General features: G+C 61.2%; 23 protein-coding genes, 1 tRNA gene and 1 pseudogene. 16 read left to right on the forward strand and 9 right to left on the reverse strand.

Annotation, left to right across the window (positions count from 1 at the left end):
- Positions 1 to 42 precede the first annotated feature (42 nt).
- Positions 43 to 309: a DUF5827 family protein gene (locus NJT13_RS03550; protein WP_254524109.1), complete on the forward strand. Its 267-nt coding sequence runs from the start codon at positions 43 to 45 to the stop codon at positions 307 to 309.
- A complete protein-coding gene (locus NJT13_RS03555; RefSeq protein ID WP_254524110.1) occupies positions 306 to 1,136 on the forward strand; it encodes an ATPase in 831 nt (276 codons plus the stop codon). The genes NJT13_RS03550 and NJT13_RS03555 overlap by 4 nt, the downstream gene beginning before the upstream one ends.
- A 67-nt stretch (positions 1,137 to 1,203) precedes the next feature.
- Here NJT13_RS03555 and NJT13_RS03560 read toward each other — a convergent pair whose 3' ends face one another.
- Positions 1,204 to 1,782 (reverse strand): MBL fold metallo-hydrolase, encoded by a 579-nt coding sequence (locus NJT13_RS03560; RefSeq protein ID WP_254524111.1) that lies wholly within the window; start codon positions 1,780 to 1,782, stop codon positions 1,204 to 1,206.
- 188 nt (positions 1,783 to 1,970) lie between these two features.
- Here NJT13_RS03560 and NJT13_RS03565 point away from each other — a divergent pair, with 188 nt between their 5' ends.
- The gene (locus NJT13_RS03565; protein ID WP_254524112.1) at positions 1,971 to 3,233 is read left to right on the forward strand and encodes a helix-turn-helix transcriptional regulator; all 1,263 of its coding nucleotides are present in this window, start codon (positions 1,971 to 1,973) and stop codon (positions 3,231 to 3,233) included.
- 105 nt (positions 3,234 to 3,338) lie between these two features.
- Positions 3,339 to 3,413 (forward strand) — tRNA-Glu (locus NJT13_RS03570).
- 601 nt (positions 3,414 to 4,014) lie between these two features.
- On the opposite strand, the gene NJT13_RS03575 is transcribed toward NJT13_RS03570, so the two are convergent.
- Complete coding sequence (locus tag NJT13_RS03575; RefSeq protein WP_254524113.1) at positions 4,015 to 6,885, reverse strand: COG1470 family protein; 2,871 nt, start codon at positions 6,883 to 6,885, stop codon at positions 4,015 to 4,017.
- 732 nt (positions 6,886 to 7,617) lie between these two features.
- Between NJT13_RS03575 and NJT13_RS03580 the strand changes: the two genes are divergently transcribed.
- Together NJT13_RS03580 and NJT13_RS03585 are read left to right on the forward strand one after the other, a co-directional pair.
- On the forward strand, positions 7,618 to 8,760 hold the full coding sequence (locus NJT13_RS03580) for a hypothetical protein (protein ID WP_254524114.1): 1,143 nt from the start codon (positions 7,618 to 7,620) through the stop codon (positions 8,758 to 8,760).
- 75 nt (positions 8,761 to 8,835) lie between these two features.
- The gene (locus tag NJT13_RS03585; protein WP_254524115.1) at positions 8,836 to 9,081 is read left to right on the forward strand and encodes a DUF8119 family protein; all 246 of its coding nucleotides are present in this window, start codon (positions 8,836 to 8,838) and stop codon (positions 9,079 to 9,081) included.
- A 36-nt stretch (positions 9,082 to 9,117) separates the two neighbouring features.
- Here the strand turns inward: NJT13_RS03585 and NJT13_RS03595 are convergent.
- From NJT13_RS03595 to NJT13_RS03605, 3 genes and pseudogenes are all read right to left on the reverse strand, one after another.
- Positions 9,118 to 9,839 (reverse strand): annotated as a pseudogene (locus NJT13_RS03595) (TSUP family transporter); the annotation flags it as partial.
- Positions 9,840 to 9,979: 140 nt separating this feature from the next.
- Entirely contained in the window at positions 9,980 to 10,570 is a 591-nt protein-coding gene (locus NJT13_RS03600; RefSeq protein ID WP_254524118.1) for a DsrE/DsrF/DrsH-like family protein, read from the reverse strand.
- Between the two features lies 1 nt (position 10,571).
- Complete coding sequence (locus tag NJT13_RS03605; RefSeq protein ID WP_254524119.1) at positions 10,572 to 10,817, reverse strand: sulfurtransferase TusA family protein; 246 nt, start codon at positions 10,815 to 10,817, stop codon at positions 10,572 to 10,574.
- 261 nt (positions 10,818 to 11,078) lie between these two features.
- Here NJT13_RS03605 and NJT13_RS03610 point away from each other — a divergent pair, with 261 nt between their 5' ends.
- The gene (locus NJT13_RS03610) at positions 11,079 to 12,272 is read left to right on the forward strand and encodes an MBL fold metallo-hydrolase (RefSeq protein WP_254524120.1); all 1,194 of its coding nucleotides are present in this window, start codon (positions 11,079 to 11,081) and stop codon (positions 12,270 to 12,272) included.
- A 137-nt stretch (positions 12,273 to 12,409) separates the two neighbouring features.
- On the opposite strand, the gene NJT13_RS03615 is transcribed toward NJT13_RS03610, so the two are convergent.
- Positions 12,410 to 13,105 carry a TMEM165/GDT1 family protein gene (locus NJT13_RS03615; RefSeq protein ID WP_254524121.1) on the reverse strand — a complete coding sequence of 232 codons (696 nt, stop codon included), beginning with the start codon at positions 13,103 to 13,105 and terminating at the stop codon, positions 12,410 to 12,412.
- A 219-nt stretch (positions 13,106 to 13,324) separates the two neighbouring features.
- Between NJT13_RS03615 and NJT13_RS03620 the strand changes: the two genes are divergently transcribed.
- From NJT13_RS03620 to NJT13_RS03630, 3 genes are all read left to right on the forward strand, one after another.
- Entirely contained in the window at positions 13,325 to 15,919 is a 2,595-nt protein-coding gene (locus tag NJT13_RS03620) for a calcium-translocating P-type ATPase, PMCA-type (RefSeq protein WP_254524122.1), read from the forward strand.
- Between the two features lie 149 nt (positions 15,920 to 16,068).
- A complete protein-coding gene (locus NJT13_RS03625; RefSeq protein WP_254524123.1) occupies positions 16,069 to 16,701 on the forward strand; it encodes a TMEM175 family protein in 633 nt (210 codons plus the stop codon).
- Positions 16,702 to 16,848: 147 nt separating this feature from the next.
- Complete coding sequence (locus tag NJT13_RS03630) at positions 16,849 to 18,273, forward strand: TIGR00341 family protein (protein ID WP_254524124.1); 1,425 nt, start codon at positions 16,849 to 16,851, stop codon at positions 18,271 to 18,273.
- On the opposite strand, the gene NJT13_RS03635 is transcribed toward NJT13_RS03630, so the two are convergent.
- Entirely contained in the window at positions 18,260 to 18,841 is a 582-nt protein-coding gene (locus NJT13_RS03635; protein ID WP_254524125.1) for an HdeD family acid-resistance protein, read from the reverse strand. The genes NJT13_RS03630 and NJT13_RS03635 overlap by 14 nt on opposite strands.
- Before the next feature lie 366 nt (positions 18,842 to 19,207).
- On the opposite strand from NJT13_RS03635, the gene NJT13_RS03640 reads away from it, so the two are divergent.
- The gene (locus NJT13_RS03640) at positions 19,208 to 19,501 is read left to right on the forward strand and encodes a DUF211 domain-containing protein (protein ID WP_254524126.1); all 294 of its coding nucleotides are present in this window, start codon (positions 19,208 to 19,210) and stop codon (positions 19,499 to 19,501) included.
- 12 nt (positions 19,502 to 19,513) lie between these two features.
- Positions 19,514 to 20,083, forward strand: a complete 570-nt coding sequence (locus NJT13_RS03645) for a VIT1/CCC1 transporter family protein (RefSeq protein ID WP_254524127.1) — start codon at positions 19,514 to 19,516, stop codon at positions 20,081 to 20,083.
- Positions 20,084 to 20,309: 226 nt separating this feature from the next.
- Here the strand turns inward: NJT13_RS03645 and NJT13_RS03650 are convergent, their stop codons facing one another.
- Positions 20,310 to 21,155: a universal stress protein gene (locus NJT13_RS03650; protein WP_254524128.1), complete on the reverse strand. Its 846-nt coding sequence runs from the start codon at positions 21,153 to 21,155 to the stop codon at positions 20,310 to 20,312.
- A 685-nt stretch (positions 21,156 to 21,840) separates the two neighbouring features.
- Between NJT13_RS03650 and NJT13_RS03655 the strand changes: the two genes are divergently transcribed.
- On the forward strand, positions 21,841 to 22,245 hold the full coding sequence (locus NJT13_RS03655; protein ID WP_254524129.1) for a helix-turn-helix domain-containing protein: 405 nt from the start codon (positions 21,841 to 21,843) through the stop codon (positions 22,243 to 22,245).
- Between the two features lie 75 nt (positions 22,246 to 22,320).
- Here NJT13_RS03655 and NJT13_RS03660 read toward each other — a convergent pair whose 3' ends face one another.
- A complete protein-coding gene (locus NJT13_RS03660) occupies positions 22,321 to 22,974 on the reverse strand; it encodes a YIP1 family protein (protein WP_254524130.1) in 654 nt (217 codons plus the stop codon).
- A gap of 384 nt (positions 22,975 to 23,358) precedes the next feature.
- Between NJT13_RS03660 and NJT13_RS03665 the strand changes: the two genes are divergently transcribed.
- From NJT13_RS03665 to NJT13_RS03675, 3 genes are all read left to right on the forward strand, one after another.
- Positions 23,359 to 23,781, forward strand: coding sequence for a CBS domain-containing protein (locus tag NJT13_RS03665; protein ID WP_254524131.1), 423 nt, complete (start codon positions 23,359 to 23,361; stop codon positions 23,779 to 23,781).
- Between the two features lie 295 nt (positions 23,782 to 24,076).
- Entirely contained in the window at positions 24,077 to 24,439 is a 363-nt protein-coding gene (gene trxA, locus NJT13_RS03670) for a thioredoxin (RefSeq protein WP_254524132.1), read from the forward strand.
- Positions 24,436 to 25,482 (forward strand): NAD(P)/FAD-dependent oxidoreductase, encoded by a 1,047-nt coding sequence (locus tag NJT13_RS03675; protein WP_254524133.1) that lies wholly within the window; start codon positions 24,436 to 24,438, stop codon positions 25,480 to 25,482. Before trxA ends, NJT13_RS03675 begins: the two co-directional genes overlap by 4 nt.
- The last annotated feature ends 52 nt before the right edge of the window (positions 25,483 to 25,534 follow it).

The following is a 25,534-nucleotide window of genomic DNA, read 5'->3' on the forward strand; positions in this document are numbered from 1 at the left end:
GCGAACGAACGATTTACGCGTCGGCCGCCAGTACGACTTCGTATGCCCGTCCCGAAATCCGAATTCGACAACCTCCCGCCGTGTGACTTTTACACACCCGAGGAACTCCTCGAGACGGATCAGATGTACACCGTCTACGAAATCGCACGCCTGTTGCAGGGCGTAGAGCCCGACGCGGAGATCGACCGCGAGACCGAGGACATCCTGTTGGACTGGGCGATTCCGTGGGTCATGACCAACGCGGACGACCTCGTCGTCGCCGAACCTCGCCAGGAGGACGAACCCGGGTACTACGGCCTGAAAGAATGATCCTCCTGGTTGTCGGTGCCGATCGGGTCGACGCCGGCAAGACGACCTTTTCGACGGGGCTGCTCGAGCGAACCGGTGCAGTCGGCTACAAGCCGCGCGCCGGGAACGATTTCTGGTTCGATCACGACGATTGCCGGCAGGCGCTCGCCGACGGGCGACTCTACGGGAAGGACGCGGCGTCGCTCTCGGCCGCCGAGGGCCGGGATCGACCGCCGGAGGACGTAAATCCCGTCCATCGGCTCTGGCAGCCCGCACCCGGCGGTGGAAGCGGACTGCTCGGTCGAACTGACCGCGAGTTCGTCGTCGATCGAGTCGGTCGTCGTATCGACGACCCGCTGTTCGTTCGCAACGCCACCGCGGACGTGCCGGACGCGGTCGCCGACGCGCTCCCGCTCGAGGACGCGATTCCCGTCGAGACGGTCGAGGAATTCAACGATCTCGCCCGACGCCGGTACGTCCCTGCGTTCGATCGATTGGCCGACGAGATAGCGGAGACCGACGTCGCCGTCGTCGAATCGTACAGCGATATCGCACTCCCCCTCTCGTCGCTCGATCCGGCGTCGGTCGCGGCTGTCGCGGCCGTCGAACCCGGCCGGGCACGGATCTACCCGGGTGATCGGTACTGTCGCGCCTGCGAAATCGCCAGTTCGAGCCCGAGAGACGGTGCCATAGAGAAGCGCGTTCCCGACGTCCTCGACTATCTCGACCCGCTCGAGCGCCTGCAGCTTCCGCCACTCGGCGGTGAGAGCCGGGCAGATCCGGCACAGGTCGCTCGGGCGTACACGGCCGCGTACGATGCGCTGCTCGGCGCCGCCGGACAGCGGTAGAACGTCGGTTCATCGAACGGTTCGTGCCGTTCACCCGGTAGTACTGCATCGGGCCCGGCGAGCGCACTCACATCTGACGAGCCATTTGCGACGAGAGTTCGACGTGATCGTACGGCTCGACCGTCACGCTCGGCCCGTGTCCGGTGTGCATTTCCTCGAGTTCGGGATCGATCCGTTCGAGAACGCGGTCGATGCTCTCGATAAGGGTCTCCCGGTCACCCTCCTCGAGATCCGTGCGTCCGAAGCTCCCGTTCTGGAAGACGAGATCGCCCGCGAACAGCACGCCCGCTTCTTCGGAGTAGAAACAGAGGTGGTCGTTCTTGTGCCCGGGTGTGTGCAGCGCCTCGTACTCGTGGTCGCCCAGCCGAACGGTCTCCCCGTCGGCGATGCCGTGATCGACGCCGTCGATCGACGTGTCGTACCCCCACGCGTCGATACCGAAGGCGTCGGTGACCGCGTCGAGATTGCCGACGTGGTCGCGATGAGTGTGCGTGAGGACGACCGCCTCGAGATCGTCGACGCGGGAGCGAACGGCGTCGACGACGTCGAAGTTCGCGCCGGTGTCGATGAGGACCGTTCGGTCGCCCGACACGAGATAGACGTTGCTCGTAAACGCTCGTACCCCCTGTGCGAGATTCGATATCATGCGATCCGCTACGCAGTCGATCACTTTGTGGGTATCGACACGGATCGCGACACCCGCGTCGCGGGAAAAACGGCGTTCGAGCCGTCGATGGCGGGACGATTCGGGGACGAGACGTGGAATCGAACGGCGTTTACCACCCCCTTCGTATTCACAAGGATTTTTAGCTACGGCACGTAGTGGGTAGACGAATGAATCGGCCGGTCTCCGTCGGGGTCGTCGCTCTCGTCATCCTGGCAGCGTTCGTCGGTGTCAGCGGACCGGTCGCGCTGACGGCCACCGGACCGCTCGTTGCGTCCCAGACGGCTTCCGGGGGAGCGCAACCGGCGACGATGGCCGCTGTCGATTCGAGCAATCTCGTCTCACAGGAGACCCAGAACTTCGATACGACGACGTTCGAGATCGTGGTTCACGAAAACGGGAGTGCGACGTGGACGTTTCGTCACGAACAGCGGTTTTCGAACGACGAAAACGCGACCGCCGCCCGGGAGAACTTCGAGGCGTTCGCCGAAGAGTTCGAAGCCAACGAGACGGGACTGTACGACCGGTTTCAAAACCAATCGCAGTTGCTGACGAAAACGGGGGCGGAGGAAACCGGCCGCGAAATGAAAGCGACGAACTTTCGACGGTCGGCCCAGATCGAAGAACAGTTCACCGCGACGGGCGTCGTCGAAATGACGTTTACGTGGGAGAACTTTGCCGAAGCGAAAGACGGCCAACTCGTCGCGGGTGACGTCTTCCAGGGGATTTATCTCGCGTCCGATCAATCGATCGTCCTCGAAGCCGGCGGCGACCTGCAGTTTCACAACGTCGAACCCGAGGGACGATACGCGGGCAGTTCCCTCGAGGACGCGGACTCGGTCCGGTGGAGCGGCGAGCACGAGTTCGTCGACGGCCGTCCGCGCGCGGTTTTCGACCGAACCGACGGGAGTACGGTCGGGACCGACGGCAGTGACCTGTCTACGGGTGACGCCGGCGTCGGTTCCATCTGGTATCTCGTAGCCGGGGTTTTCGTGATCGGCGTTGCTATCGCACTGGCAGCCTGGTACAGCAGATACGGTCCCGGGGAATCGGTCGCCGAGACGGTCGATCGGTCGGAGGAGCCACCGCAGCCGTCTGCGCGTGCCGACACAGCGGGCGAGCCACCAGAGGAACCCGAACCGGAGCGACAGGCGACGATGGAAGCCGCCGACGGAACGGGTCCGGTGCCGCTCTCCGAGGACGACCTGCTGACTGACGAAGACCGCGTCGTCAAACTCATTCGGAAGAACGGTGGCCGGATGAAACAGGTCAACATCGTCGACGAAACCGGGTGGTCGAAATCGAAGGTCAGCATGCTTCTCTCCGACATGGAAGACGACGGGACGATCAGCAAGCTCCGGGTGGGCCGCGAAAACATAATCAGCCTCGAAGGCTTCGAACCCGAGGCGACGAAGTCACCGTTCGAGGAATAGCGCTTCTGTCGGCCGTCACGCGCGTGGGACGAAGCGACACGACCGAATCGAAACGGAATGCTTAAACATCGTACTGCGCTACGATGGTATACGCAGGCGCGGTGGGCTCCGATAGTGTAGTCCGGCCAATCATATTGCCCTCTCACGGCAATGACCTGGGTTCGAATCCCAGTCGGAGCATTCTAGCGTTCTCAAGCCTTCTACTTACTGGATTATTCTTTCAACACGCGGGTTACGTGCCACGATGAGCAATCGTCTCGCGGACACTGTGGGGATCGAGACTAAACACCGTTCGCTGTCATAATCCTCGATTCACCACTCAGTGGGAACGGCTCTTACTAGCGAAAATGAATTACCCGCCGCAAAAAACAACTCCGTCACAAAGGCAAAGATACGACTCTGAAGTACGTCCATCCGGAGAGCGAAAAGATTCGTGACGGCCGTCAGCAGATGGGCTAGCGGTACGAAATATCTACGTGGAGTGTAGTGACGCAGTCATCCCGAATTCTGTTCGGTTCACTTTCGAACAACTGCGGATACAGCATTTCGAATAGCAGAACGGTAAAATGTGCCGGGACAGACGGACACAGAACGATCTGCCGAGCATAGGAATACGATGGCTTGGAACAAGAGATGCGCTCAAAGATGTAGGGCAGGTTCACCGGAGGCCACTGACTGAAGGGGTTCCGGGATTCAACGACTCTAATCGATTTCGAATTCCAAAGTGCAATAGTAATGTGAGAATCTGAGATTTTTCAAACGGAGATCCTCGATGAAGTGATCATTCAGTCGTGTTTTCATTGACTGGTTCGACTCCCTGCCACGGGGCAACACGGTAGCTCTGCACGCGAGAGCCATCTGGCGAGAGCGAATATCGATATCGACCATCGATATGTGCAAACCAGGGAGTGGGGTTTCCACTCGAAACGCCCACTGAAACTAATTCTTGATCATTGACAACGAAGACGGTCCGTGTAGACTCATCCTCCCAAACAAGCAAACGACGCCCCTCCCTGGAAAGGTCAACGACTGAATCCATCTCTTGGAAATCGACTACCTCTGGGTTAGAAGCATCGGAGACATCGAGTAGATATACGCCATCTGTACTCGCAGCTGCAACGTAATTCGAGCCGATCGTTACGATGTCCGCCAAGTCAGATATCACAATTTCACTCCTTGTGAGTGGTGCTTTTCCATTTCGACGTTCCATGACCGCGATTCTATCTGAGTCCAGTCCAAAGTAATACTCGTCGGAACGTGCAAACCGATCGAAGCCGTCGTGGTCCCATGAGACAGTCCGCATACTCTCTCTGCCTGGTACCTGTCGGTAAATTTCGATGGACTCGTCTCGTAGAAGTAACAGCCCCCCATGATCCCGCACGATTTGACGAACGTCTGAATATTCACTGATGAAAGAGGGGTTCAGATCAGTGGGATCTGCAACACTGAGGGAAAGAAGTTGCTTGTTGATTACGGTCCACAGATTGTCTTCAAACCAGATAAGGTCCTTTGTTATTGTCCCGAGTTCGTATTCGTCAACGAGATACCAGTCTAATCGGCGGACCCCAAATATTGGGGAGGATGCTTCTGTCTGTTCTGTTTGTCCATCTGAGTTCAAAGTGGGTTCTTCCCCTTCGAGTTTGAGAAAGCAGGAATCTGCTAGTCGATCCGACTCTGCTGTAAGCGAGACTGCGACGTCACCATTGATCGGCTGAGAAACGGCAGTTCGACCATCTCTATTGCTCAGCAGTACAGACGTATCCGCTGGGAGCGTCCGGAAGTTCACGATGTACTGGACCAAGGCCGGACGGTCTTTCCAGGGTAATGGCTCACCACCTGGCGGTTTTGGGACCCATTCTTGGAGCCCTAACCAACTATTCCACGTCCACGATTCGAGGTCCAGACAGATATCAAATGGTATTTTGGATAAGGCCTCTTCATAGTCGGATTCTGACAGGCCTGTAGCCTGATCGACGGTTATGAGCCGGGGACCAACATTAGTCACCAATCGATACGTTGCGTCATAGGGTGCCTCCGAAGCATCTTCCGGGAGTCTGGTCTTGATTGCGAATGTCTCGGCCTTGCCGGGTTCAACCACGAACCCGCTCTCTGGGGTATTACTGTACACATTTGACGGGTCTTGACTGATCAACTGGATGCCACATACGCTAAGCGGAGCTGTTCCATCGTTGTGGATTGTGACTATTTTACTTGGTTGATCCCGAGGTGCCATGCTGCATCTATCGGCTCGGTAATGCCAGGGTCCTGTTTCAATTCGCAACTGCGGGGTTCCGCTGGGAACAGTGGTGGCTGTCGTATCAAACAACATCTGGAGGTTGGAATTGTCAACCTCTATCTCCGAGAGAGTGACCTTCCCGAGGACAGTGTTTTCTGCAACGATATCGGCATGCCATTCATAATGTCCTTCAACCTCGAACTCGTCCACCCTGTAATACTCATCCATTAAAATAATAGACGCTGTCGGACCTATGATAGCAGCAAATTCACCGAGCGCCAAGATCTCAGGAAGCGACAAAGCAATTACTATTAAGGGCCAAACAACCTCTCCACAAACTAAATTCTCGAACTTGCCCATGCCAGTCAGATCACTGTTCAGTTCCTGTTCAAGTACAATCCGACCAGGATCAAATCCGTCTTCATAGGCGCTCAACATCCGAATCTTGTTTGTTACCTCAACATAGTAGTTGAAATCCCACCATAGGCAGGTGTTAATAAATTCTCCTTCGATACGTCCAGTAGTCTCGCTTGTGGGCATCACATCATATTTATAGCTGTCCGGGATTGGGACGCCCTCTATCTCAGACTCCCAATCGGCCGAAATTGAACTAACCGAGAAATTCTTCAAATTCGATACGATGTTCTGAAGTTTGATTTCTAACTCTGCTTCCAGTAGCTTTGGATCAAATGTGACGCTGATATCATTGTCAGTGACTCCATCTGACTGTGAGAAATTATAGAAGTCTTCCCACTCGGAGATTTTCCACTGATCAGACGAAGACATGGAGGCTTTGCTTGGGAAGAGGTCTAACCGAATAACTAGGGCCTGGCCGTCATCAGATAGCACAAACCCCTCATTGTACGTTAGCAGCCAGTAGGACACATTCGGCGCATCATACAACATTGGAAGAAAGAGATTCGGCGCTGATGCCCACGGATATCTCTGGTCGAAAATTTGCTCCAAGCCATCACCGATCCCGCCTTGCGTTGATGATAATACAGAGTCTAATCTCAGTGAGACATACGGTTGTATCCCACCACTAAATGCAGCTTCTAACTGCATTCTCACCGTCACGGTATGGTGCTGTTCTTTCTCGTATTGTGTTGCATTCACATAGTGATCACTGATCGTCTTGACTTCGTATTCCAAATCAACGAACAGTGCAGGTAGGGTGAAATTCTGGAATTCACGATTTCCAGCTGAAGACTCGCCCCAATGACGAACAGTCCGTTGCTCAGATTTCGTTCCAGCCCCTTCTCGAATCGAGACCGATTGAAGAGCTACACCACTCAACCAATGATTAGATGAGTGAGTCTCGATGATAGGAGTGTCTTCACAGATTGTGGTCGTCTGAAATTCGTTGAATATCGCGGTTTCTAACTTTTGACGTGAAATTGAATAGGTAATCGTCATCTGGTCCCGGTAGCCTCCCGTCTTGCAGTCATGAACCAGAATAAACCCAATAAAACCCGATGAACGTTAAAATACATATTTTATGCTCTGTTGAGATCCTCAAAGAGTTGCAGATTCGACCAGTAGTGTGGCTGAATGCAGGCCCTCCCGAAGTCCCGGTTGCTCAGGTTCGGTGAGCAAGCGATTCAATTTGCTCTGTAGCAGGTCAAAGCCCGATATAGGGGAAGTCAACTCGGATGAATAATCAAATCGCAGTACGGTGAGAGCCGGCCTCTCACGGCAATGACCTGGGTTCGAATCCCAGTCCGACCATCGAACTCTGCTGTCTCTTCACGGTTTTCACCGCAAATAACGCCGAGTAAACGTCCGTTCTCGGGTACCGCGATTCAGCAGGTGAACCGATCCCGAGGCAGCCCAACAATTCCGGTTTCTCCTCGGTCGACGAACGGTTCGTCGACCAACCCGGTCACTGTCTCCGCAGCCGACATCGACCGTCCGGTGACTGTAATCGCCTTCGACACGAACGGATCGTCCGCTCTGAATTCGAGACGGCACGTTCGGCTCGAGTCCCGGAACCCGATCGAATCGGGACTCCCCGACGACGGTTATCTCAGAGGGCCGGAACGGGCGGAAAGGTCATTACGACCGAACACGTCATCCGGTGCAGACGGGACGTCGCTGGTTGATCGAAGTCGATACCGGCCGGCGACTGGATCGACCGAGAGAGATATCATGGCACCAGCGAACGGCAGCCAGGGCTCGAGGAGCGAGAGCGGCCGCCGAGAGTTCCTCCGGACGGTCGCCACGTCCGGCTACGCGATCGGCGTCGCCACGTTCCTCGGCGTCGAAGACTTCCTCGGTACCGACACCGGAGACGTCTCGATCGTGACAGCACTCGTCAGGTCCGATCCGGCCGATCCGTGGTCGATCGAAGAGCGGAGAAAACGCGTCCCCGCGGAGTGGTACGCTGCGGTCACGAAGGCGTTCGAGATCAACGACATCCTCGCTCGAACCGGCGTGACCGGGTACCTCGGCAGTGCAGTCGTTCCGAGCGCGTATCGAAATCCCGGGGCGAGTATCACGGTCGACGTCTCCGTACGAGACCTCGATCAGACCGTCGACCTCATCGAGTCCCTGGTAGACGAGGGTTCCTACGACGTCAACGCGGTCGCACGGGGCACTTCGTCGTCGAGCGAGGGAGAAGAGGGGCCGTTCAGGCGCCTCTCTCGCGTCGAGGACGGCCGTGTTCCCGGCGGCGTCACCTGTCAAGTGGGGACCAACAGGGCGACGCTCACACCGACGCTCTACGATCCGAGCGCATCACAGACCCTCTTTGCGACGGCCAGTCACACCTTCGAGGCCCCCTCGCCGGCTCGAGGCGAACTCTCACTCGTATTCGATAACGGACGGAAAGCATCGCTGGGCCGTGTCCAAGCCGATCACACGGTCGAAGACGTGGTGACGGTCGCCCCCAACGGCACGTTCCGGCCCGACAGCGCCATCGACGGACTCACGACGGAGCGCGTCCGGGGCCAGTTCACGAGGATGGGGCTGGCCGACCTCGCTGCCCGGGGCAAATCGCTCGAGAAAGTTGGTGCCAGAACCGGCCGGACGACCGGTCGAATCGAGGGGATCGACGCAATCACGTGTCTCACCGGGAACACCTGTCGACGCGGCCAGCTGAGATGGGGACAGGAACGCGACATGGCCGACGGCGATAGCGGCTCCGTCAGTTTCCGACGGGACCCCGACGCACCGGACGGGGGTGTCCTCGTCGCCGGATTCAACAACGCCCGAACCTGGTGGCCCGGGCAGAACTACATCTGGGGAACGGCCGCCTATCGTCTCACTGAACGCCACGGGTATCACTTCTAGAACCATGCGACGACTACCGCGAGCACTGACACTGACCGAGACCCCGAGCGCGCGGGGGACCGAGGGACGCGGCGGATGACCGAGGACGAACCCGAGCGCGCCCGATCCAAACGGGGACGACCGGGCCCGCGATGGCTCGTCACGGTCGCGGGGCGATTGCTCACGGATCTCGTCATCGTCGGGGGATGGGTGGTCCTCGTCACGCTGCTCGCGCTGTCGTCGAACTGGTCGCGGGTACAATTTTACGGCTTGCTCTGTCTCGGAATCGGCTGCTACGTCCTGGTGACGGCCCCCTGGGATCCTCGAGCGGGAAGCGATTGAATTCGCGGAACGGCCGGTTCGCCGCCTCGAGACGGGCTACAGGAACAGCGACGGAACGGTCGTCCTGAAGATATTGAGCGAGATGACGAACAGGAGGCCGACGACGAACCAGTCGAACGTCTCCTCGTCGATCTCGAGCCGGCGCAGATACGTGCCGAGAAGCAGCCCCACGATGGTGACGACGGCGATTACGGACCCGAGCCACAATCGGTAGGTCGTCAGCAGATCGGTGAACAGCACCATCTGAACGATGCGGATCGTAAACACAGTCCCGAGGACCATCGAGAGACGCCGATGTACTGCTCGGCGTCGCGCTCGAACGTGTGATAGTAGACGGGGAGAAGGGGACCGAGATTCGCGACGGACGTGAGAAATCCCTGGAAGAAGCCAGCCGTACTGAGAGCGACAGGGTGGTGTGCCTTCTCGATGGTGACGAAGTTCTGGGCGAACTGGAAGACGACGTAACCGAATATTATCAGACCAACGATAAACGGGACGGTGGGGCCGGCGCTGAACTCGGCCAGAAAAGCGACGCCGATGACGGTTCCGACGACGGCCAGTAGCACGAGGAGCCACTCGTCGGGAAGGAAGGCGACCCCGGTGTCGGTTTCACCGATCTGGAACACGTTGATCATCCACGGTGGAATCGACAGCACCACGACGGCGAACGTCGGATCGATCACGGTCGCGAATATCGGTGTCGTGATCAGAGCGTAGCCGAACCCGATTATTCCTTTGACGGCGCCGGCGAAGACCGCGACGCAGTCGAACCCGTCGTCGTGCAGCGACTCGAGGCCGGTGTGGTCGATGCGGGCCGGGTCGACGATCACGCGGTGGTGTGCGTTCGTGGGTACGACGCGAAATTGACCGTATCGATCGCGTCGGGTCCAGCCACGCGTTACACCAGAAGCTGGACGTCGGACTCGGCCATGTGCTGGATCGCGGTGGCCGCACCGACACCCGTCGTCACGCCGTCGTAGAAGTCGTCCTCGTCGTAGTCCATCAGCTCGATGGTCATCTGACAGGCCTGGAGATCGACCCCGCTCTCGAGCGAGAGGTCGATCAATTCCTCGATGGTTGCGGTCCCGTTGTCGTCGATCCTCTTTTGCATCATCTTCGTCGCCATCGTGTCCATCCCGGGGAGTGCGGCGACCGCGTTCGGCACTGGCATGTTGGGGTTGCCGACCGCACTCAGCTTGAGTTTCTTCGACTTCTCCTCGTGGAGAATGTCGAGGCCCCAGAACGTGTGGAAGACGACGACGTCCCAGCCGAACGCAGCGGCCGTACTCGCGAGGATCAGCGGCGGGTACGCCATGTCGAAGCTCCCCTGGGTCGCGACGATCGTCATCTTCTGCTGGTCGTCACCGCCCTCCAGGTCGGCTATCGACTCCTCGAGTTCCTCGATGCGCTCGCGAAGCGCCTGTTCCTCGGCCGCATCGATTTCGACGTCCCCGTCGTCACCCGAAGCCGTGGTCTTATCCGTACTCATCTCAGGCCGTCTTCTTCACGTAGTGGCTGTAGAGGTCGCCGTCCTCGATCTGCTCGAGGAGTTCGACGCCGTCGGTTCCCTCGGCCCAGCCCTGAATGTCGCTCATACTGCCCGAATCCGTCGCGACGACCTCGAGTACCTCTCCGGCCGCTATGTCGTCGATGGCCTGCTTGGTCTTCACGATAGGCATCGGGCAAGACAGTCCTTTCACGTCGAGTGTCTCTGAAACGGTGTATTCCGAACTCATGGATGTGTTCTTTTTGTGCTCTGTATTGGAGCTATCATACAATATTGCCTGATCCCATAAAAGGGTGTCGATTATTGTGCCATCCCCGAACATCCGTTCGCCACCCGATTTCAGCTCACCTCCGTCGTATGTGTGTTTGCGCACGCATTCTTCTATGCAGGTTCGGTTACTCGTTCGACCCTCTCCCAACAGTATTGTGCAGATTAGTGGAAACCACGAAAAGCCTTATTACGTGGGAGCCTGTACTAACCACCGTACATCATGGACGACATGGACTTCCCCACGCCGGACGTCGAAATCGAATCGGTGACCCCTGACGAGCTGAAAACCCGTATCGACGCGGGCGAGGACGTCACGCTCCTCGACGCGCGAATGGAATCGGATTACGACGAGTGGCACATCGACGGCGAGACCGTCGAATCGATCAACGTTCCGTACTTCGAGTTCCTCGAGGACGAGATCGACGCTCACGTCCTCCACAAGATTCCGGACGACCGCGAAGTGACGGTGCTCTGTGCGAAAGGCGGTGCGAGCGAGTACGTTGCCGGTACCCTCGCCGAGCGAGGATACGACGTCAACCACCTCGAGGACGGGATGAACGGGTGGGCGCGCATCTACGAGGCCGTCGAGGTCGAGCGCTACGACGGCGCCGGAACGCTCCTCCAGTACCAGCGGCCCTCGAGCGGGTGTCTCGGCTACCTGGTCTACGACGATGACGAAGCGGCGGTGATCGATCCGCTCCGCGCGTTCACCGACCGCTACCTCACGGACGCCGACGACCTCGGTGTCGACCTGAAATACGCGATCGACACGCACATCCACGCCGATCACATCTCGGGCGTTCGCGCGCTCGACGCCCTCGGCGTCGAGGGCGTCATCCCCGAGGCGTCCGTCGGTCGCGGGGTTACCTACGCCGACGAACTCACCCTCGCCGCGGACGGCGACGAATTCGAAGTCGGAGACGCCGTCATCGAGACGGTGTCCACCCCCGGACACACGTCCGGTATGACCTCCTACCTGATCGACGGCTCGCTACTCGCGACCGGCGACGGCCTGTTCGTCGAGAGCGTCGCCCGGCCCGACCTGGAGGAAGGCGACGACGGCGCACCCGAGGCCGCCAGTCAGCTCTACGAGTCCCTGCAAGAACGCGTGCTGACGCTTCCCGACGAGACGCTCGTCGGCGGGGCACACTTCAGCGACGCGGCGGAGCCGGCCGAGGACGGTACCTACACGGCGCCGATCGGCCAACTCGTCGACGACATGGACGCACTGACGATGGACGAAGATGAGTTCGTCGAGCTGATCCTTTCGGACATGCCGCCGCGGCCGGCCAACTACGAGGACATCATTCCGACGAACCTCGGCCAGCAAGACGCCGACGACGACGAGGCGTTCGAACTGGAACTCGGCCCGAACAACTGCGCTGCCAGCCAGGAGTCGTTGGCGGGGGACTGATCGGTAGCGGCCGTACCAAGGTAGTCCCCGAACAGGCCGTCCCCTCACCGACCGCTGACCCGTTACCCAACGGGATCGGTCGATACGCCGTCGGTGGGTAACTCGTTGGACTCGGCGCACTCGTGATCCACCAGTGATCACAACGGCAGGACGGACACGCTGAAGACGTACTGCGCGACGATGTCCGATGCGAAAAGCAAGAACATGGCGGCCGCAGCGCGCAGCACCCACGTGAAATTCAGGACCTGCGTCGTTCGAGAGAAAAACACAGCCGTCGCCAGACTCACGGGGACGATAGCGAGCATTTCTCCCACCCAGATCGCAGGCGAGGCACCGTACTGGGCAGCGAGACTGATAGTGATCAGCTGCGTTTTATCCCCGAATTCCGCGACTCCCATCGCCGAGAACGACGAGAGGTATCCCCCAACGCTCGAGGACAGACCGGATTCCGCCTCGAGCAGGAGACCGCCCTCGTCGGAGTCGTGATCCGGCTGGAGGGTGTCGCCATCGCTCCGCGGATCGCTGGAATCGGTGCGTGGCCGGGCCTGACCGGCCTTCGCTTTCTCGCCCGCGTACAGGATCCAGATCGCGAAAAATACGAACAGGGCGGCCGTCACTGCGTCGAGATACACCACCGGGACGGCACCTTTGAGCGCGTCACCGAGAAGGATCTCGAGCGCCGTCCAGCCGCCGAAGGCCGTCGCTGCACCTGCGACGACCACGTACGGATTGTACGTCGTCGCGAGCCCGGCGATTACGAGCTGCCCTTTTTCGCCGGGCAGTGCGAGCAGTTGCAACAGAAAAGCCGTTGCGAAAATCTCGATCCACGCCACTGTGCTGTGATACTGTTCTACTGGCCGTATGAACGCTTCGAGTCCGGTATCGCGCGATCGATCTCGAGTCGGCTTCTCGGGGACGGCTTCGGTCCCCGTTTCGGCGGGACGCGGCCGATTCGAGCGCGAACAGGCGACCGAGACCACATCTGCAACGTCGAGACGACGCGATAGCGTACCGTGATACGTCTATGGGCCTACAGGACGAAGACGGCCCCAATGAACGAGTCGCCACACGACGTCCCGTCGGAGCGGGTCGTAGCGGACCTCGAGTCGCGACCCGATGGGTTGACGAACGACGAAGTACGTCGGCGTCTGGATCGATACGGCGAGAACGAGATCGAGCGGGGCGGCGGGCGGTCGCCCGTCGACATCCTCCTCGTGCAGTTCGACAGCGTCCTGATCTGGGTGTTGCTGGCGGCGGCGATGCTCTCGATCTGGGCGGGTCACGCCGTCGACGCGGTTCTGATCGCGGTCATCGTCGTGGCGAACGGTATCTTCGGATTCGTTCAGGACTACCGCGCCGAGCAGAGCCTCCAGGCCCTCCGCGAACTGGCCGCGCCGACTGCGACCGTTCGCCGGAACGGCGAGTCGGTACACGTCGACGCCACCGAACTCGTTCCCGGCGACGTCGTCGTGCTTCGCGGCGGGGACGTCGTCCCCGCCGACGGCCGATTGCTCGAGGAAACCGATCTCGAGATCGACGAGGCTGCGCTGACCGGCGAGAGCGTTCCGGTCTCGAAATCCGCAGCGCCGGTGGAATCGGAAACGCCCCTCGCAGAACGGGCGAACATGGTCTACAAGGGGACGAGCGTCACTCGCGGCAAGGGCACCGCGGTCATCACGGACACGGGCATGAAGACCGCGGTCGGCGAAATCGCCCGCGAACTCGCCGTCATCGAAGAAACGGAGACGCCGCTTCAGGGCGAACTCGATCGGCTGGGACGTACCCTCGGGGTCGGCGTCCTCGTTCTCTCCATGCTGGTCGGTCCGCTGTTGCTCCTGCGCGGAACGGGAGTGGTTCAGGCCGCGCTCACCGCCGTGTCGCTCGCGGTCGCCGCCATCCCCGAAGGGTTGCCCGCGGTGGTCACGCTCACGCTCGCGCTCGGCGTTCGCCGGATGTCGGACGAGAACGCGCTCATCCGCCGACTCCCGGCAGTAGAGGCCCTCGGTGCGGTCGACGTCGTCTGTACCGACAAAACCGGCACGCTCACGAAAGGGCAGATGACCGTCAGCAGGCTCTGGGTCAACGACGCGGTCCTCGCTATCGACGCCGACAGGGGGCCGGACCGGGCCGTCCGCGGGGACGACGGCGACGTGCCCTCCGAGCGCGAGGAATTGCTCCTGCGAATCGGCGCGCTCTGTAACGATTCGACGCTCGAGGACGGAGATCCGACCGAACAGGCGTTGCTCGAGGCGGCGGATCGTCGCGGACTCGATCGCGAGTCGCTGCGGGACGAGTATCCGCGAACCGGTGAGATTCCGTTCTCGTCCGACCGGAAATGGATGGGAACCGTCCACGATGGCGTGGGCTACGTCAAGGGCGCGCCGGAGGTCGTCGTCGCGAACTGCGATCGAATTCTGACGGCAGACGGCCCGGTTCCCCTGACCGACGATCGACGCGACCGGATCGAGACGGTCGTTCGCTCGTTCGGGGACGACGCGCTTCGCGTCCTCGCGATGGCCTACCGGGAGGCGCCGGCGGGCCCCGACGATCTGCGGGACGGGTTGACGTTCGTGGGACTGACCGGCATGATCGATCCGCCGCGGACGGAAGTCGCCGACGCGATCGCGGCGACGAGGCGTGCCGGCATCGACGTAAAGATGGTAACTGGAGACAACGTGCGAACGGCCGGGGCGATCGCCGAAACGCTCGGAATCGGCAGCGAGGTCCTCGGCGGCCGGAAGATCGAACGAATGGACGACGAGACGCTGCGCGATCGGGTCGGGTCGATCGACGTCTTCGCGCGGACCTCGCCGGAGCACAAGGTGCGCATCCTGCGGGCGCTCCAGGAGCGCGGCCACAACGTCGCGATGACCGGCGACGGTGTCAACGACGCACCGGCGCTGAAAAACGCGGACGTCGGTGTCGCGATGGGGATCCGCGGGACGGACGTCGCCAGACAGGCCTCGGACATCGTCCTGCTGGACGACAATTACGCGACGATCGAGCGGGCCGTCGAACGCGGACGGACGATCTTCGATAACATCTGGAAGTTCGTCGCCTACCTTCTCAGTGCGAACGTCGCGGAAGTCGCGCTGGTCTTTCTCGCCTCGCTGGCCGGCTATCTCATTCTGCCGGCCGTCCAGTTGCTGTGGATCAACCTGTTGACCGACGGCCTGCCGGCGCTCGCACTCGGTGCGGATCCGAAAAGCGGCGACGTGATGGACCGGCCGCCGCGCGATCCGGATCGGGGGATCATCAGCCGGGAGATGGTCGGACTGATCGGCGGGACCGGACTGATCACGACGACCGTCATGCTCGGGCTCATGGTGGTCACTCTCCAGGGCGCGGCCGACGTCACTCCCTACGCGATGACGATGGTGTTCACCAGCTTCGTCTTCCTCGAGTTCGAGAAGCTCTACGTCATCCGCTGGTTGCGCGAGACGCCAGTCCTGTCGAATCGATGGCTCGCGGCCGCCGTCGGTGCGTCGGTCGGACTCCAGTTCGCGGTGCTTTACACGCCGCTCAATCGCTACTTCGGGACGGTTCCACTCGCCGTCGAGGACTGGGGACTCATCGCGGCCGTCCTCGCCGTCTGTTTCCCCGCGTACCTCGGAATCGCGATCCTGGTTCGACGAATTCAGCAGTGAGCCGGCCTCGAGGTGCGTCTCCGCTCCGGTAATCGAAACCGGTTGGTCGGGGCCGTAGTAGGCGGGTGCATTGACGCGGTCAAGGCTGTAGTAGGTGGATGCGTCGACGCGGTCCATCGTCTATACCGATCCCCGTCGTAGTATCCGTCATGAACTCTCCGGCGGGTCGAGAAATCGATGAAACGGACCGGCTCGTTGCGTTGAGCGACGGCGTGATCGCGATCGCAATCACCCTGTTGGTGCTCGAGATCTCCGTTCCGACCGTCCCCGCGGGAAGTTCGCTGTCGTTTCTCCCCGAACTCGTCGCCGAACAGTGGCACGAGTTCGTCGGATACGCGTTGAGCTTTCTGGTCGTCGGGCTCTACTGGATCCTTCACCGGCGCGTATTCGTCCACGTCGAGCGCCACGACCGAGGCGTGCTCTGGCTCAATCTCTTTTTTCTGCTCCTGGTCGCGTTCGTCCCGTACGGCACGAATCTGTTCATCAACTATCCGAATCAGTTCGGGATCACGTTCTACGCGGGCGTGTTGGCGCTAACCGGATTGTGCCTCGCGCTCCTGTGGGGCTACGTGTCGCGAGAGGACCTGTTGGAGGAAGGCCTCACGTCTCGGACCGTCCTCATCCAGGAGGCGCGGTTTCTGGCCTCGCCGCTCGTGTTCATCCTCTCGATGGGCGTTGCGGTCGTCGACCCGTCGCTTGCAATCCTCACCTGGACGCTCCTGATACCGATCAACGCCGTCTTGCAGTCACGACTTCTCGAGAGTCTGGAACGATCGGCGTGACGAGGACCTCGAAAGAACGAGCCGGAGACCCTCGGAATCGACAGCACCGAATCGGCAGTCGACGACGGAGGAAGGGCCTCGCGCTCGCGAGCGGGACACCTATCCGCTCTATGGCACGTTTATGCACGGGAACGTGGTACCGTCAGTATGCGCCTCGTGCAGGTGTTGATTCCGGAGGGGAATCGAAAGTCGGTACTGAGTGCGTTGGACGAGCAGGGAATAGACTACGCCGTGTTCGACGAGACGGGCAGAGGCGAGTTCGAGGCGATGGTTCAGTTTCCGGTCCCGCCGACCGGTGTCGAACCAGTGCTCGATCAGTTGCGATCGGCCGGCATCAGTGAAAGTGCGTACACCATCGTGCTGCCGACCGAGACCGTCGTATCGACCCGGATCACGGCCCTACAGGAGCTGTACCCCGGTGACCGCGTCTCGCGAGAGGAGATGAAATCGACCGCAGAGAGTCTCGCACCGGAACCCGCCACGTATTTCGCGTTCATCGTGTTGAGCACGGTCATCGCGGTCGGTGGGCTGTTACTCAACTCAGCCGCGACTATCATCGGCGCCATGGTCGTCGCGCCGTTGATGGGGCCGGCGATCACCGCGAGCGCGGGCAGCGTCCTCGCGGATCGAGACCTGGCGACTCGAGGGATCGCGCTGCAGGTCGCCGGTCTATTGCTTTCGATCGCCGTGGCCGCCGTCCTCGGGGCCATACTGCAGGGAACGGTGATCGTTCCGCCCGGGACGGATATCAGGACGATCCCGCAGGTCGCCGAACGGACGAGTCCCGGGTTCCTCTCGTTGTTTATCGCCTTCGGATCGGGGATCGCGGGAGCGATCAGCGTCTCGCGCGGGTCGGGGTCGACGCTCGTGGGCGTCGCGATTGCGGTGGCGCTCATTCCGCCCGCGGGGACGGCCGGACTCGGTATCGCCTGGGGGTTCGCCGGGGTCGCCGCGACGGCATCGGTGCTGGTACTGGTCAACCTCCTCTCGATAAACCTCTCAGCGCTGGCGATCTTCTGGTTCAGCGGGTATCGGCCCGAACTGAGCGACCAACGAAAAACCGTGCGCCGGGCGGTGGTCAGGCGCGGTGCGGTCCTTATCGTCGCGCTCATCGGACTGTCGATAGTTCTCGGACTGGTTACGTTCGCATCCTATCAGACCACGACGTTCGAGCAGCGGGCGACCGCCGAAACGGAGCGGTTTTTCGACGAACCCGCGCTCTCGGCGTACGAACTCGAGTCCGTGGAGATCGAGTACGACACCCAAGATATCATCCTCGGGGACGACCCGACCGTCTCGGTCGTCGTCGGACGTTCGAACACCGCGACCGTTCCGCCGGACGTCGCCGACCGCCTCGATCGACACCTCCGGGAAACGACCGATGAGGACCCAGCCGTACGGGTCGGGTTCGTCGTCGCCCAGGAGTCCGAGCGGATTCCGCCGACGACCGATACCCCCTCGAGCGAGTCGCTGGCGAGTACCGGACGTGGCGAACGGTCGTTCGGGGCTGGTGAGTTGGAACCGGATAGCGGGACGTCGGAAACGAATCGGCGCTCGGTCACGCCGCAGTAGCCGATTCCTCCCTGACGACGCGTCGTTCGGCCGACCCGACGGACAGTAACGCGACGCCGCTGATGAGCAGGTTGATGCCGAACAACGTCCCGACCGCCCACAGCGCGGTCGACGGCCAGCCAGCCCAGAGCAAGCCCGCGAGGAGGATTCCGATCACGCCGCTGACGGCCATCCAGAGCCCGTTGGCTCCGCTCGGCATACTCAACCCGGCGACGATTTCGACGATTCCAGCGACGAACAGGTACGCGATCACGAGCAGCGTCAGCGTCGACAACCCGAGTACCGGATTCGCCAGCAAACTGATCCCCGCGACGACGTAAATCACCGCGAGTAACAGCTGTACCGCGCTCCCGGTCCAGCCGGGGACGGAAAACGCGTGGGCCACGTGGGCGAAGCCGCCGACGACGAGCAGCGCACCGAGGAGCACCGACAGCGATACGCCGGTGACGAACGGGAACAGGATCGCGAGCAGCCCGAGGACGACCAGCAAGACTCCGCCACCGGCAGGGACTCGCCAGTCCTGATCAGGGTCGATACCAGTCGGGTGTTCTACCGAAGCGTCTGCCATTTTGTGTCACCCATTTATAAGGTACGACGCTGCCGACCGTAAATGCCACTTCTCGACGGACAATAGTTCACTCCTCGCTACCTGTTCTGGCCGATTTCGGGTGGTCGAAACCGCTGATTCGGAGTCGTCGTCGCAATGCTCGTGCGGTCGCGGTCCGCGTCGCACCGTCCGCGACCGGCGTTACGAGTCGCTGGGGACTCGAGACGGAGCGATCGGCCGCGAGAACCGCCACTCCGGCTCTCGGTCCTCGCCGCGTCGTCTGTTCCCTGTAATTTCGTCCGTCGGCCGAGCAGCGGTATCGATATCGACCCGGTGTCCGGCCCACCGTCCCCCGTCACTAAGGTCGTCGAACGAGAGGGAGACATCATGGCACCTCCGATCCGTCGGCTCGTTCTCGACGTCATGAAACCGCACGAACCGGACATCCTCGAGTTTTCGAGGGCCGTCGCCGACAGCGAGGGCGTCGACGGCGCAAACGTCGCGCTGATCGAGACCGATCGGGTCGTCCAGAATCTCAAACTCACGATCGAAGGGGGCGACATCGATGCGACGGCCGTCGAGGAAGACATCGCCGGTCTCGGCGGGACGGTCCACTCGATCGACGAGGTCGTCTGCGGAGACCGACTGATCGACCAACAGGACACGCCACAGGACCACTGATCGGGTGAGAACGTGACCTCCCTTCGGACACTCATAGCGGACGAGGACGTCAGATCGATCTCGCGACGGTATTTCATCTCGAACGGGTTCGACGGCACGCTGACGAGCATCGGGATCGTCGTCGGGGCGTACCTGTCCGGTGTCACCGACGGATTCACGGTGTTCACCATCGGGCTGGGGGCGGCCGTCGGTCTCGGGACGTCGGGTGTCTGGAGCGTCTGGGAGATCGAACGGGCCGAGAAACAGGCGGAGTTGTTGCGGATCGAGCGTGCCATGCTGACCGACCTGCAGGACACGTCGCTGCAACAGCGACGGGAAGGCGCCCGAAAAGTGAACGCAGTCGCGAGCGGAATCGGACCGCTCATCGGGATTATATTGCCGTTGTTGCCGTTTCTCGCACACGACGTCCTCTTCTCGTTGCTCGAGGCGACCGTGGTCGCGGTCGGTATCGGCGTGACCGTGCTGTTCACCTTCGGCGCGTATCTCGGATCGATCTCGAAGCAAAACTGGATCGTCGCCGGTATCCGCATGGGGCTTGCGGGCGTCGTCGTCGCAGTCCTCAACCTGTTTCTGCCCGGGTGAACGCCGACCGCTATAGTAGTCGTTGAAAGTCGTCGCACTCCCCGCTCGCGAATTCGCGGCCGGCGAGAACTCGTTGGCCGCCGTCCGGCCAACGGGGGTAAATCGTTTCGACGCCGACTATAGGTTCGCGACGAGAATCAGCGAGCGACCGTTTCGTCCGCCACCGACGACGGACCACGCCGGCGATTCGGGGCGGGGCGCGAATGCGAGAACGCCACTCGAACCCTCAGGCCACCCGTGACGGCGGGACGAGCATGACGTTCCCGCTCGCGCGGGCGACGACGTCCTCCGAAACGCTGCCGAGTAACAGTCGACGGAGCCTGCTGTGGCCCCGCGACCCGAGGAGGATCGTCGTCGGGTCGGAGTTGGCCTCCGCGGCGAGGATCTCGTCGGCCGGATCCCCCGCGCGAACGTCGATACGGGTCTCGATTCCCCGCTCCTCGAGGCGGTCCGCTGACTCCGCGAGCCGCTCGGTGGGATCGCGCTCGTCGGCGGTAGACGGATCCGGTGGCGTCTGGACGTGGACCAGCGTGACCTCCCGTGTCGCGTGGTGCAGGTACGAAAACGCGTCGAACGCGCGCTCCGCGTTCGTGGAGAAGTCGGTCGCGTACAATATCCGTCGAAACAGGTGTTCTCTGACCACATCGGGTTCCTCGGCGCCGCGTTCGATCCGATTGACGAGAAGCGGTGTCACCGTCGTTCGTGCGACGTTGCGCGCGGTCGATCCGATGATCCGGTTCTCGAGCGGGCTCGTCCCTCGGGAGCCGACGACGGTCAGACTCGCGCCGATCGCTTCGGCGATCCCGTTGATACGCCTGTATGGGGTTCCTCGGACGACGTGTGTCTCGACGTCGAAGCCGGCCGCTTTGATGACGCGACGATAGCGATCGATGGACCGCTCACGTCTTCCATCGAAGTCGATGCCGGGCATCCCGGCGTGGACGTTGGACGGAATCACCGTCACGAGATCGATCTCCTCGATACCGATCCGATCCAGACACTCGAGACAGGTCTCACTCTCGATCGTCGCTTCACTGGCCGCCGACAGATCTGTCGCACACACCGCGTTCATACTCGTCGTTCGTTCCCGACCCATACTATTGTTTCCCCGCCCCAATATCGGACGGTTCCCGTGAGGGACGTTCGAGTGGCCTCCGATCCTCGCCGACGGCAACGACAGTCGTGATTTCTTGCCGCCGCATCCGAGAGTTCCGGCCGCAGCCACGACGTTCGACGCTTCTTCGCCGCCAGTCGACGCGTCGGTTCGGTCGGCACCTCGGCTCTGCCTGGCGGTGGCCCGACGTCGTGTGAATCGACTGCGTCGTCGACACTGGTCGATCGGTTCGGGTCCGCCTGATCACGGAGAATCCGGGGGCGAAACCGCGGTCCTCTCACCGCCGCTTCACGACGGCGTCAGGCGCACGTAGCAGTTCGAACGCGGCCGAAATCGCCAGCGCGGGAGACGCCGATTTTCCGTCGCGATGCTACCCTGTGGTGGATCGGTCGGCGCCGTCCCTCCCCGTACTCGAGGCGTGCTCGCGAAGCGAGCGGAGACAGCGGACAGGGACACGTCGCGTCCGCTTTCGGCGCCGCTCGTCTCCGTCACGGCCGCGTCCGACGTCGATGGGACGGACACGGAGATCACACGTCCCGAAACGCTGACCGACCCGTCGTCCGATCTATCGAGTCGGCCGTCGAAATTGCACAATACTCACAAAACCCTTTTATCGATTCGGATCCTCTCTCGAGCTAGAAACATGGCAAATTCAATGGCGGAACAACTGCAGCAGGATATGGTCTGCGAAGGGTTGCTGGAGTGTGTCCACGGCCTCAAACAACTCGACAAGGAGTGTTTCAGGGTGATGGTCCGAAGTGACCAGCCGTTGACGATCGACGAGGTTGCCGAGAAGGTCGACCGTGAGCGGTCGACCGCCTACCGGTCGATCCAGCGCCTGCTTCAGAGCGGTTTCATCCAGAAAGAACAGATCAACTACGATCAGGGCGGCTACTACCACGTCTACCGGCCGACCGATCCGTCCCAGATCGCAAGCGACATGCAGCGGATGTTGAACGACTGGTACGCGAAAATGGGGCAGCTCATCCAGGAGTTCGAGGACAAATACGAACAGGCCGACGACGGGGCGGCCACCATCGAGGGATAAAATAGAACAAATCTCCGCAATACAGTGCGGAGGCGGCCGTGAGATGGTGAGCTGTGATGGCCTGTTCGCGGGACCTCAGAGAAGCCCGACAACCCGGCTGAGGAACGGGATGGCCACCGTGATACCCACAGTGAGCATCGCGTCACGGCGAGAGAGGTCGTGTAGCTGTTCCATCGCAGCCGTCCAGATGGCACTACTCCACAGTAACAGGGCCAGTCCCAGGATACCGGAGACGAGGAAGACCGGATCGTTTTGCAACTCCTGGAAGGAGTCCTGTGCGGCTTGCGACGATTCGGGAAGTGACGCTCCAGAGAACACGTAGTATGCGGCAACCGCCCCGACGATCTTCTCGACGAGCAGCGGAACGAATCCCCACCCGGTGAACGAGACGGTGTGCTTGAGTGAGCCGGTTCCATCGAAAGCGAAGCGCGCGATGAGATAAAATACGACGCTGTACAGAATCCACGCGATCAATACGATACCGAACGCGGCGGCGATTCCGAAGAACGCCGAGACCGCACCGACCGTTTCGGCAGTTGACTCGTTAATTTCTCCGCCTTGCGCCTGGGCGGAATCGGACACGAATTGGGCCGTCAGTTCGGCCCCCGGTATCGCACCAACTCCTGCAACGACGGCAGTTAGGATGACGATAAGAAGCGGGACGAGGATCCCTGGCTTACTGACACGTCGACGGAAAAACTCGTTCGGGTCGGAGAGTATTCCTAACATCGGTTAAAAATTCTCCCGAGTTAACATTAATATTCCGTTCGAAGATTCAGACGGAAGTAAATTCATTCGAAGAATACAGACAGTGCTATTGAACTTTCCCCCCGGCGTTGTTTCAGTCGGTCCAATCGTCCTCGAGAAACGAGCGTCACATCGACGACGGCGAAAGCCGTCGGGAAGCAAACTGTTCGGATATCCGGGAGAGACGGTACGTTCTCGAGACCGCAATTCGAGGGGCCCGTAGAGCGCGTCGAGCGTATCGAGGCACCCGGGAACGCTCCTTCGCACGCGACAGTTTCGTTCGAGTGACCATCGGGTCAGATGAATTGTCAACCCGATACTGGCCAGCAACTATGCCGCTCGTCGTGGGAGGTACGAGGGGACAACATGCCAGTCGAAAACCTCGCCCGAAGTGACGTGATTTCGGCCACGACCGACGAACCGATTCACGAACTCGCGTCGACGATGGACGACGAATCCGTCGGCAGCGTCGTCATCACCGATGACGGGATGCCTGTTGGCATCGTCACCGATCGGGACCTGATGAAACACGTGCTCGCTGAGCGAACCGATCCCGACGACGTCGTCGCGGGAGACGTGATGACGGAAGATCTGTGTACGATCGAACACGACGCCGGCTTCTACCAGGCGACGGAGTTGATGAGCGAACACGGGGTCAGAAGACTCCCCGTCACCGGTTCTGACGGCGAACTCGCCGGAATCATCACGATCGACGACCTGAACGAACTGCTCGCGGACGAACACCAGGAACTGGCGGGGATCATCCGGAAACAACGACCGCCCTACTGAGCGTCCAACGGCGGACGCGGCCCGGGCGGACACCGACGGTCGCAACCGGTGGTCTCGTTTTCTACTGACGCCGTGTGGCACGACAACAGCGGATCCCGAATGAATCTCGACTCGAAGCCATATTGTGCAATTGTCGCACTACAAGTGCTGACGGCGTCCGTCCACAGCCGGAGTACGTTTCCCATGTGGCGTCGATTTGCCAGCGTAACGCAACTGGTTTCGAGGTCTGTGGCGGATCGAGTATTGTATTGTGAACACAAAACCTTTAAACACTCTTGGTTCGTACGTGGGAGTGATGGCAACTGATGCATCCGACAGCGACTCCGGACGATCGACCGACGAACCGGTCTATATCGATGGTGCGAGCCACCTCGACGACGTCGTCGACGAGCACGACGTCGTCCTCGCGGACTTCTACGCCGACTGGTGTGGCCCCTGCAAGATGATCGAGCCCGTCCTCGAGCGGCTGGCGGCCGAGACGGACGCGGTGATCGCCAAGGTAGACGTCGACCAAAACCAGCAGCTCGCAGGGACCTACGGCGTCCGCGGGGTTCCGACGCTCGCGTTCTTCGCGGGCGGCGAGCAGGTCGAACAACACACCGGGGTCCTCCCGGCGGACCGTCTGCGAACGATGATCGAGGGATACGCGAACGAATGAGTGAGCAATCGGACCGATCCACGTCCGTCAGAGACGTCGTTATCGTCGGCTCCGGCGTTGCGGGCCTCTCGGCCGCAGTCTACGCCGCACGAGCCGACCTCGAGCCGCTGGTCCTCGAGGGTCCGGAACCCGGCGGCCAGCTCACGCTGACGACCGACGTGGAGAACTTCCTCGGCTTCCCCGAGGGGGTCGGCGGCATGGAACTGATCCAGCGCGGGAAAGACCAGGCCCGGCACTTCGGTGCCGAGTTCAGTCACGGCAGCGTCGAGCGCGCGAGCCTCGACGAGCGCCCGTTCGAACTCGACCTCGCGAGCGGCGACACGCTTCGAACGGGCGCGCTGATCGTCGCGACCGGCGCGAGCGCCCGCTGGGTCGGGGCCGAAAACGAGGACGAACTGATGGGGTACGGCCTCTCGACGTGTGCCACCTGCGACGGCGCGTTCCACCGCGGCGACGACGTCCTCGTGGTCGGCGGCGGCGACAGCGCGATGGAGGAAGCGCTCTTCCTCGCCAAATTCGCCGACAGCGTGACGATCGTTCACCGGCGCGACGAACTGCGCGCCTCCGACATCATGGCCCGCAGAGCCCGCGATCACGAGAAAATTTCGTTCCGCTGGAACACCGAACTGCTCGAGATTCACGGCTCGCAAGCCGACGGCGTCACGGGGGCGACGCTCGTCCGACACCCCGAGGGCCGGCCGAAAGAGAAAGTCGACGCGGGCGCGGACGTCGAGTACGAGACGGTCGACGTCGGCGGCATCTTCTACGGCGTCGGCCACGTCCCGAACACGGACTTCCTCGTGGACACCGCCGTCGAACTCGACGACGCCGGACACGTGGAAACGCTCGACGGCCGGACGACCGAAACCGCGGTCGACGGCGTCTTCGGTGCCGGCGACGTGATGGACCCCGAGTACAGACAGGCCATCACAGCCGCAGGAACCGGAAGCATGGCCGCGCTCGACGCGGAGACGTGGCTCGAGGAACGGGAAATAGCTGAGACGCAGTCGGGGCCCGTCGTGGAGATGGAAGCCGACGACTGACCGGTCGACCGGAACGTATCGGACGGCCTCGAACCGGTGCCTCGCCGATCGG

It is taken from the genome of Natrinema caseinilyticum, from assembly GCF_024227435.1.
Taxonomy (GTDB): Archaea; Halobacteriota; Halobacteria; order Halobacteriales; family Natrialbaceae; genus Natrinema; species Natrinema caseinilyticum.

Coding starts and splice junctions, on each gene's coding strand:
- NJT13_RS03550 (WP_254524109.1), top strand. CDS start 43: ATGCCCGTCCCGAAATCCGAATTCGACAACCTCCCGCCGTGTGACTTT.
- NJT13_RS03555 (WP_254524110.1), top strand. CDS start 306: ATGATCCTCCTGGTTGTCGGTGCCGATCGGGTCGACGCCGGCAAGACG.
- NJT13_RS03560 (WP_254524111.1), bottom strand. CDS start 1,782: ATGATATCGAATCTCGCACAGGGGGTACGAGCGTTTACGAGCAACGTC.
- NJT13_RS03565 (WP_254524112.1), top strand. CDS start 1,971: ATGAATCGGCCGGTCTCCGTCGGGGTCGTCGCTCTCGTCATCCTGGCA.
- NJT13_RS03575 (WP_254524113.1), bottom strand. CDS start 6,885: ATGACGATTACCTATTCAATTTCACGTCAAAAGTTAGAAACCGCGATA.
- NJT13_RS03580 (WP_254524114.1), top strand. CDS start 7,618: ATGGCACCAGCGAACGGCAGCCAGGGCTCGAGGAGCGAGAGCGGCCGC.
- NJT13_RS03585 (WP_254524115.1), top strand. CDS start 8,836: ATGACCGAGGACGAACCCGAGCGCGCCCGATCCAAACGGGGACGACCG.
- NJT13_RS03600 (WP_254524118.1), bottom strand. CDS start 10,570: ATGAGTACGGATAAGACCACGGCTTCGGGTGACGACGGGGACGTCGAA.
- NJT13_RS03605 (WP_254524119.1), bottom strand. CDS start 10,817: ATGAGTTCGGAATACACCGTTTCAGAGACACTCGACGTGAAAGGACTG.
- NJT13_RS03610 (WP_254524120.1), top strand. CDS start 11,079: ATGGACGACATGGACTTCCCCACGCCGGACGTCGAAATCGAATCGGTG.
- NJT13_RS03620 (WP_254524122.1), top strand. CDS start 13,325: ATGAACGAGTCGCCACACGACGTCCCGTCGGAGCGGGTCGTAGCGGAC.
- NJT13_RS03625 (WP_254524123.1), top strand. CDS start 16,069: ATGAACTCTCCGGCGGGTCGAGAAATCGATGAAACGGACCGGCTCGTT.
- NJT13_RS03630 (WP_254524124.1), top strand. CDS start 16,849: ATGCGCCTCGTGCAGGTGTTGATTCCGGAGGGGAATCGAAAGTCGGTA.
- NJT13_RS03635 (WP_254524125.1), bottom strand. CDS start 18,841: ATGGCAGACGCTTCGGTAGAACACCCGACTGGTATCGACCCTGATCAG.
- NJT13_RS03640 (WP_254524126.1), top strand. CDS start 19,208: ATGGCACCTCCGATCCGTCGGCTCGTTCTCGACGTCATGAAACCGCAC.
- NJT13_RS03650 (WP_254524128.1), bottom strand. CDS start 21,155: ATGAACGCGGTGTGTGCGACAGATCTGTCGGCGGCCAGTGAAGCGACG.
- NJT13_RS03655 (WP_254524129.1), top strand. CDS start 21,841: ATGGCAAATTCAATGGCGGAACAACTGCAGCAGGATATGGTCTGCGAA.
- NJT13_RS03660 (WP_254524130.1), bottom strand. CDS start 22,974: ATGTTAGGAATACTCTCCGACCCGAACGAGTTTTTCCGTCGACGTGTC.
- NJT13_RS03665 (WP_254524131.1), top strand. CDS start 23,359: ATGCCAGTCGAAAACCTCGCCCGAAGTGACGTGATTTCGGCCACGACC.
- trxA (WP_254524132.1), top strand. CDS start 24,077: ATGGCAACTGATGCATCCGACAGCGACTCCGGACGATCGACCGACGAA.
- NJT13_RS03675 (WP_254524133.1), top strand. CDS start 24,436: ATGAGTGAGCAATCGGACCGATCCACGTCCGTCAGAGACGTCGTTATC.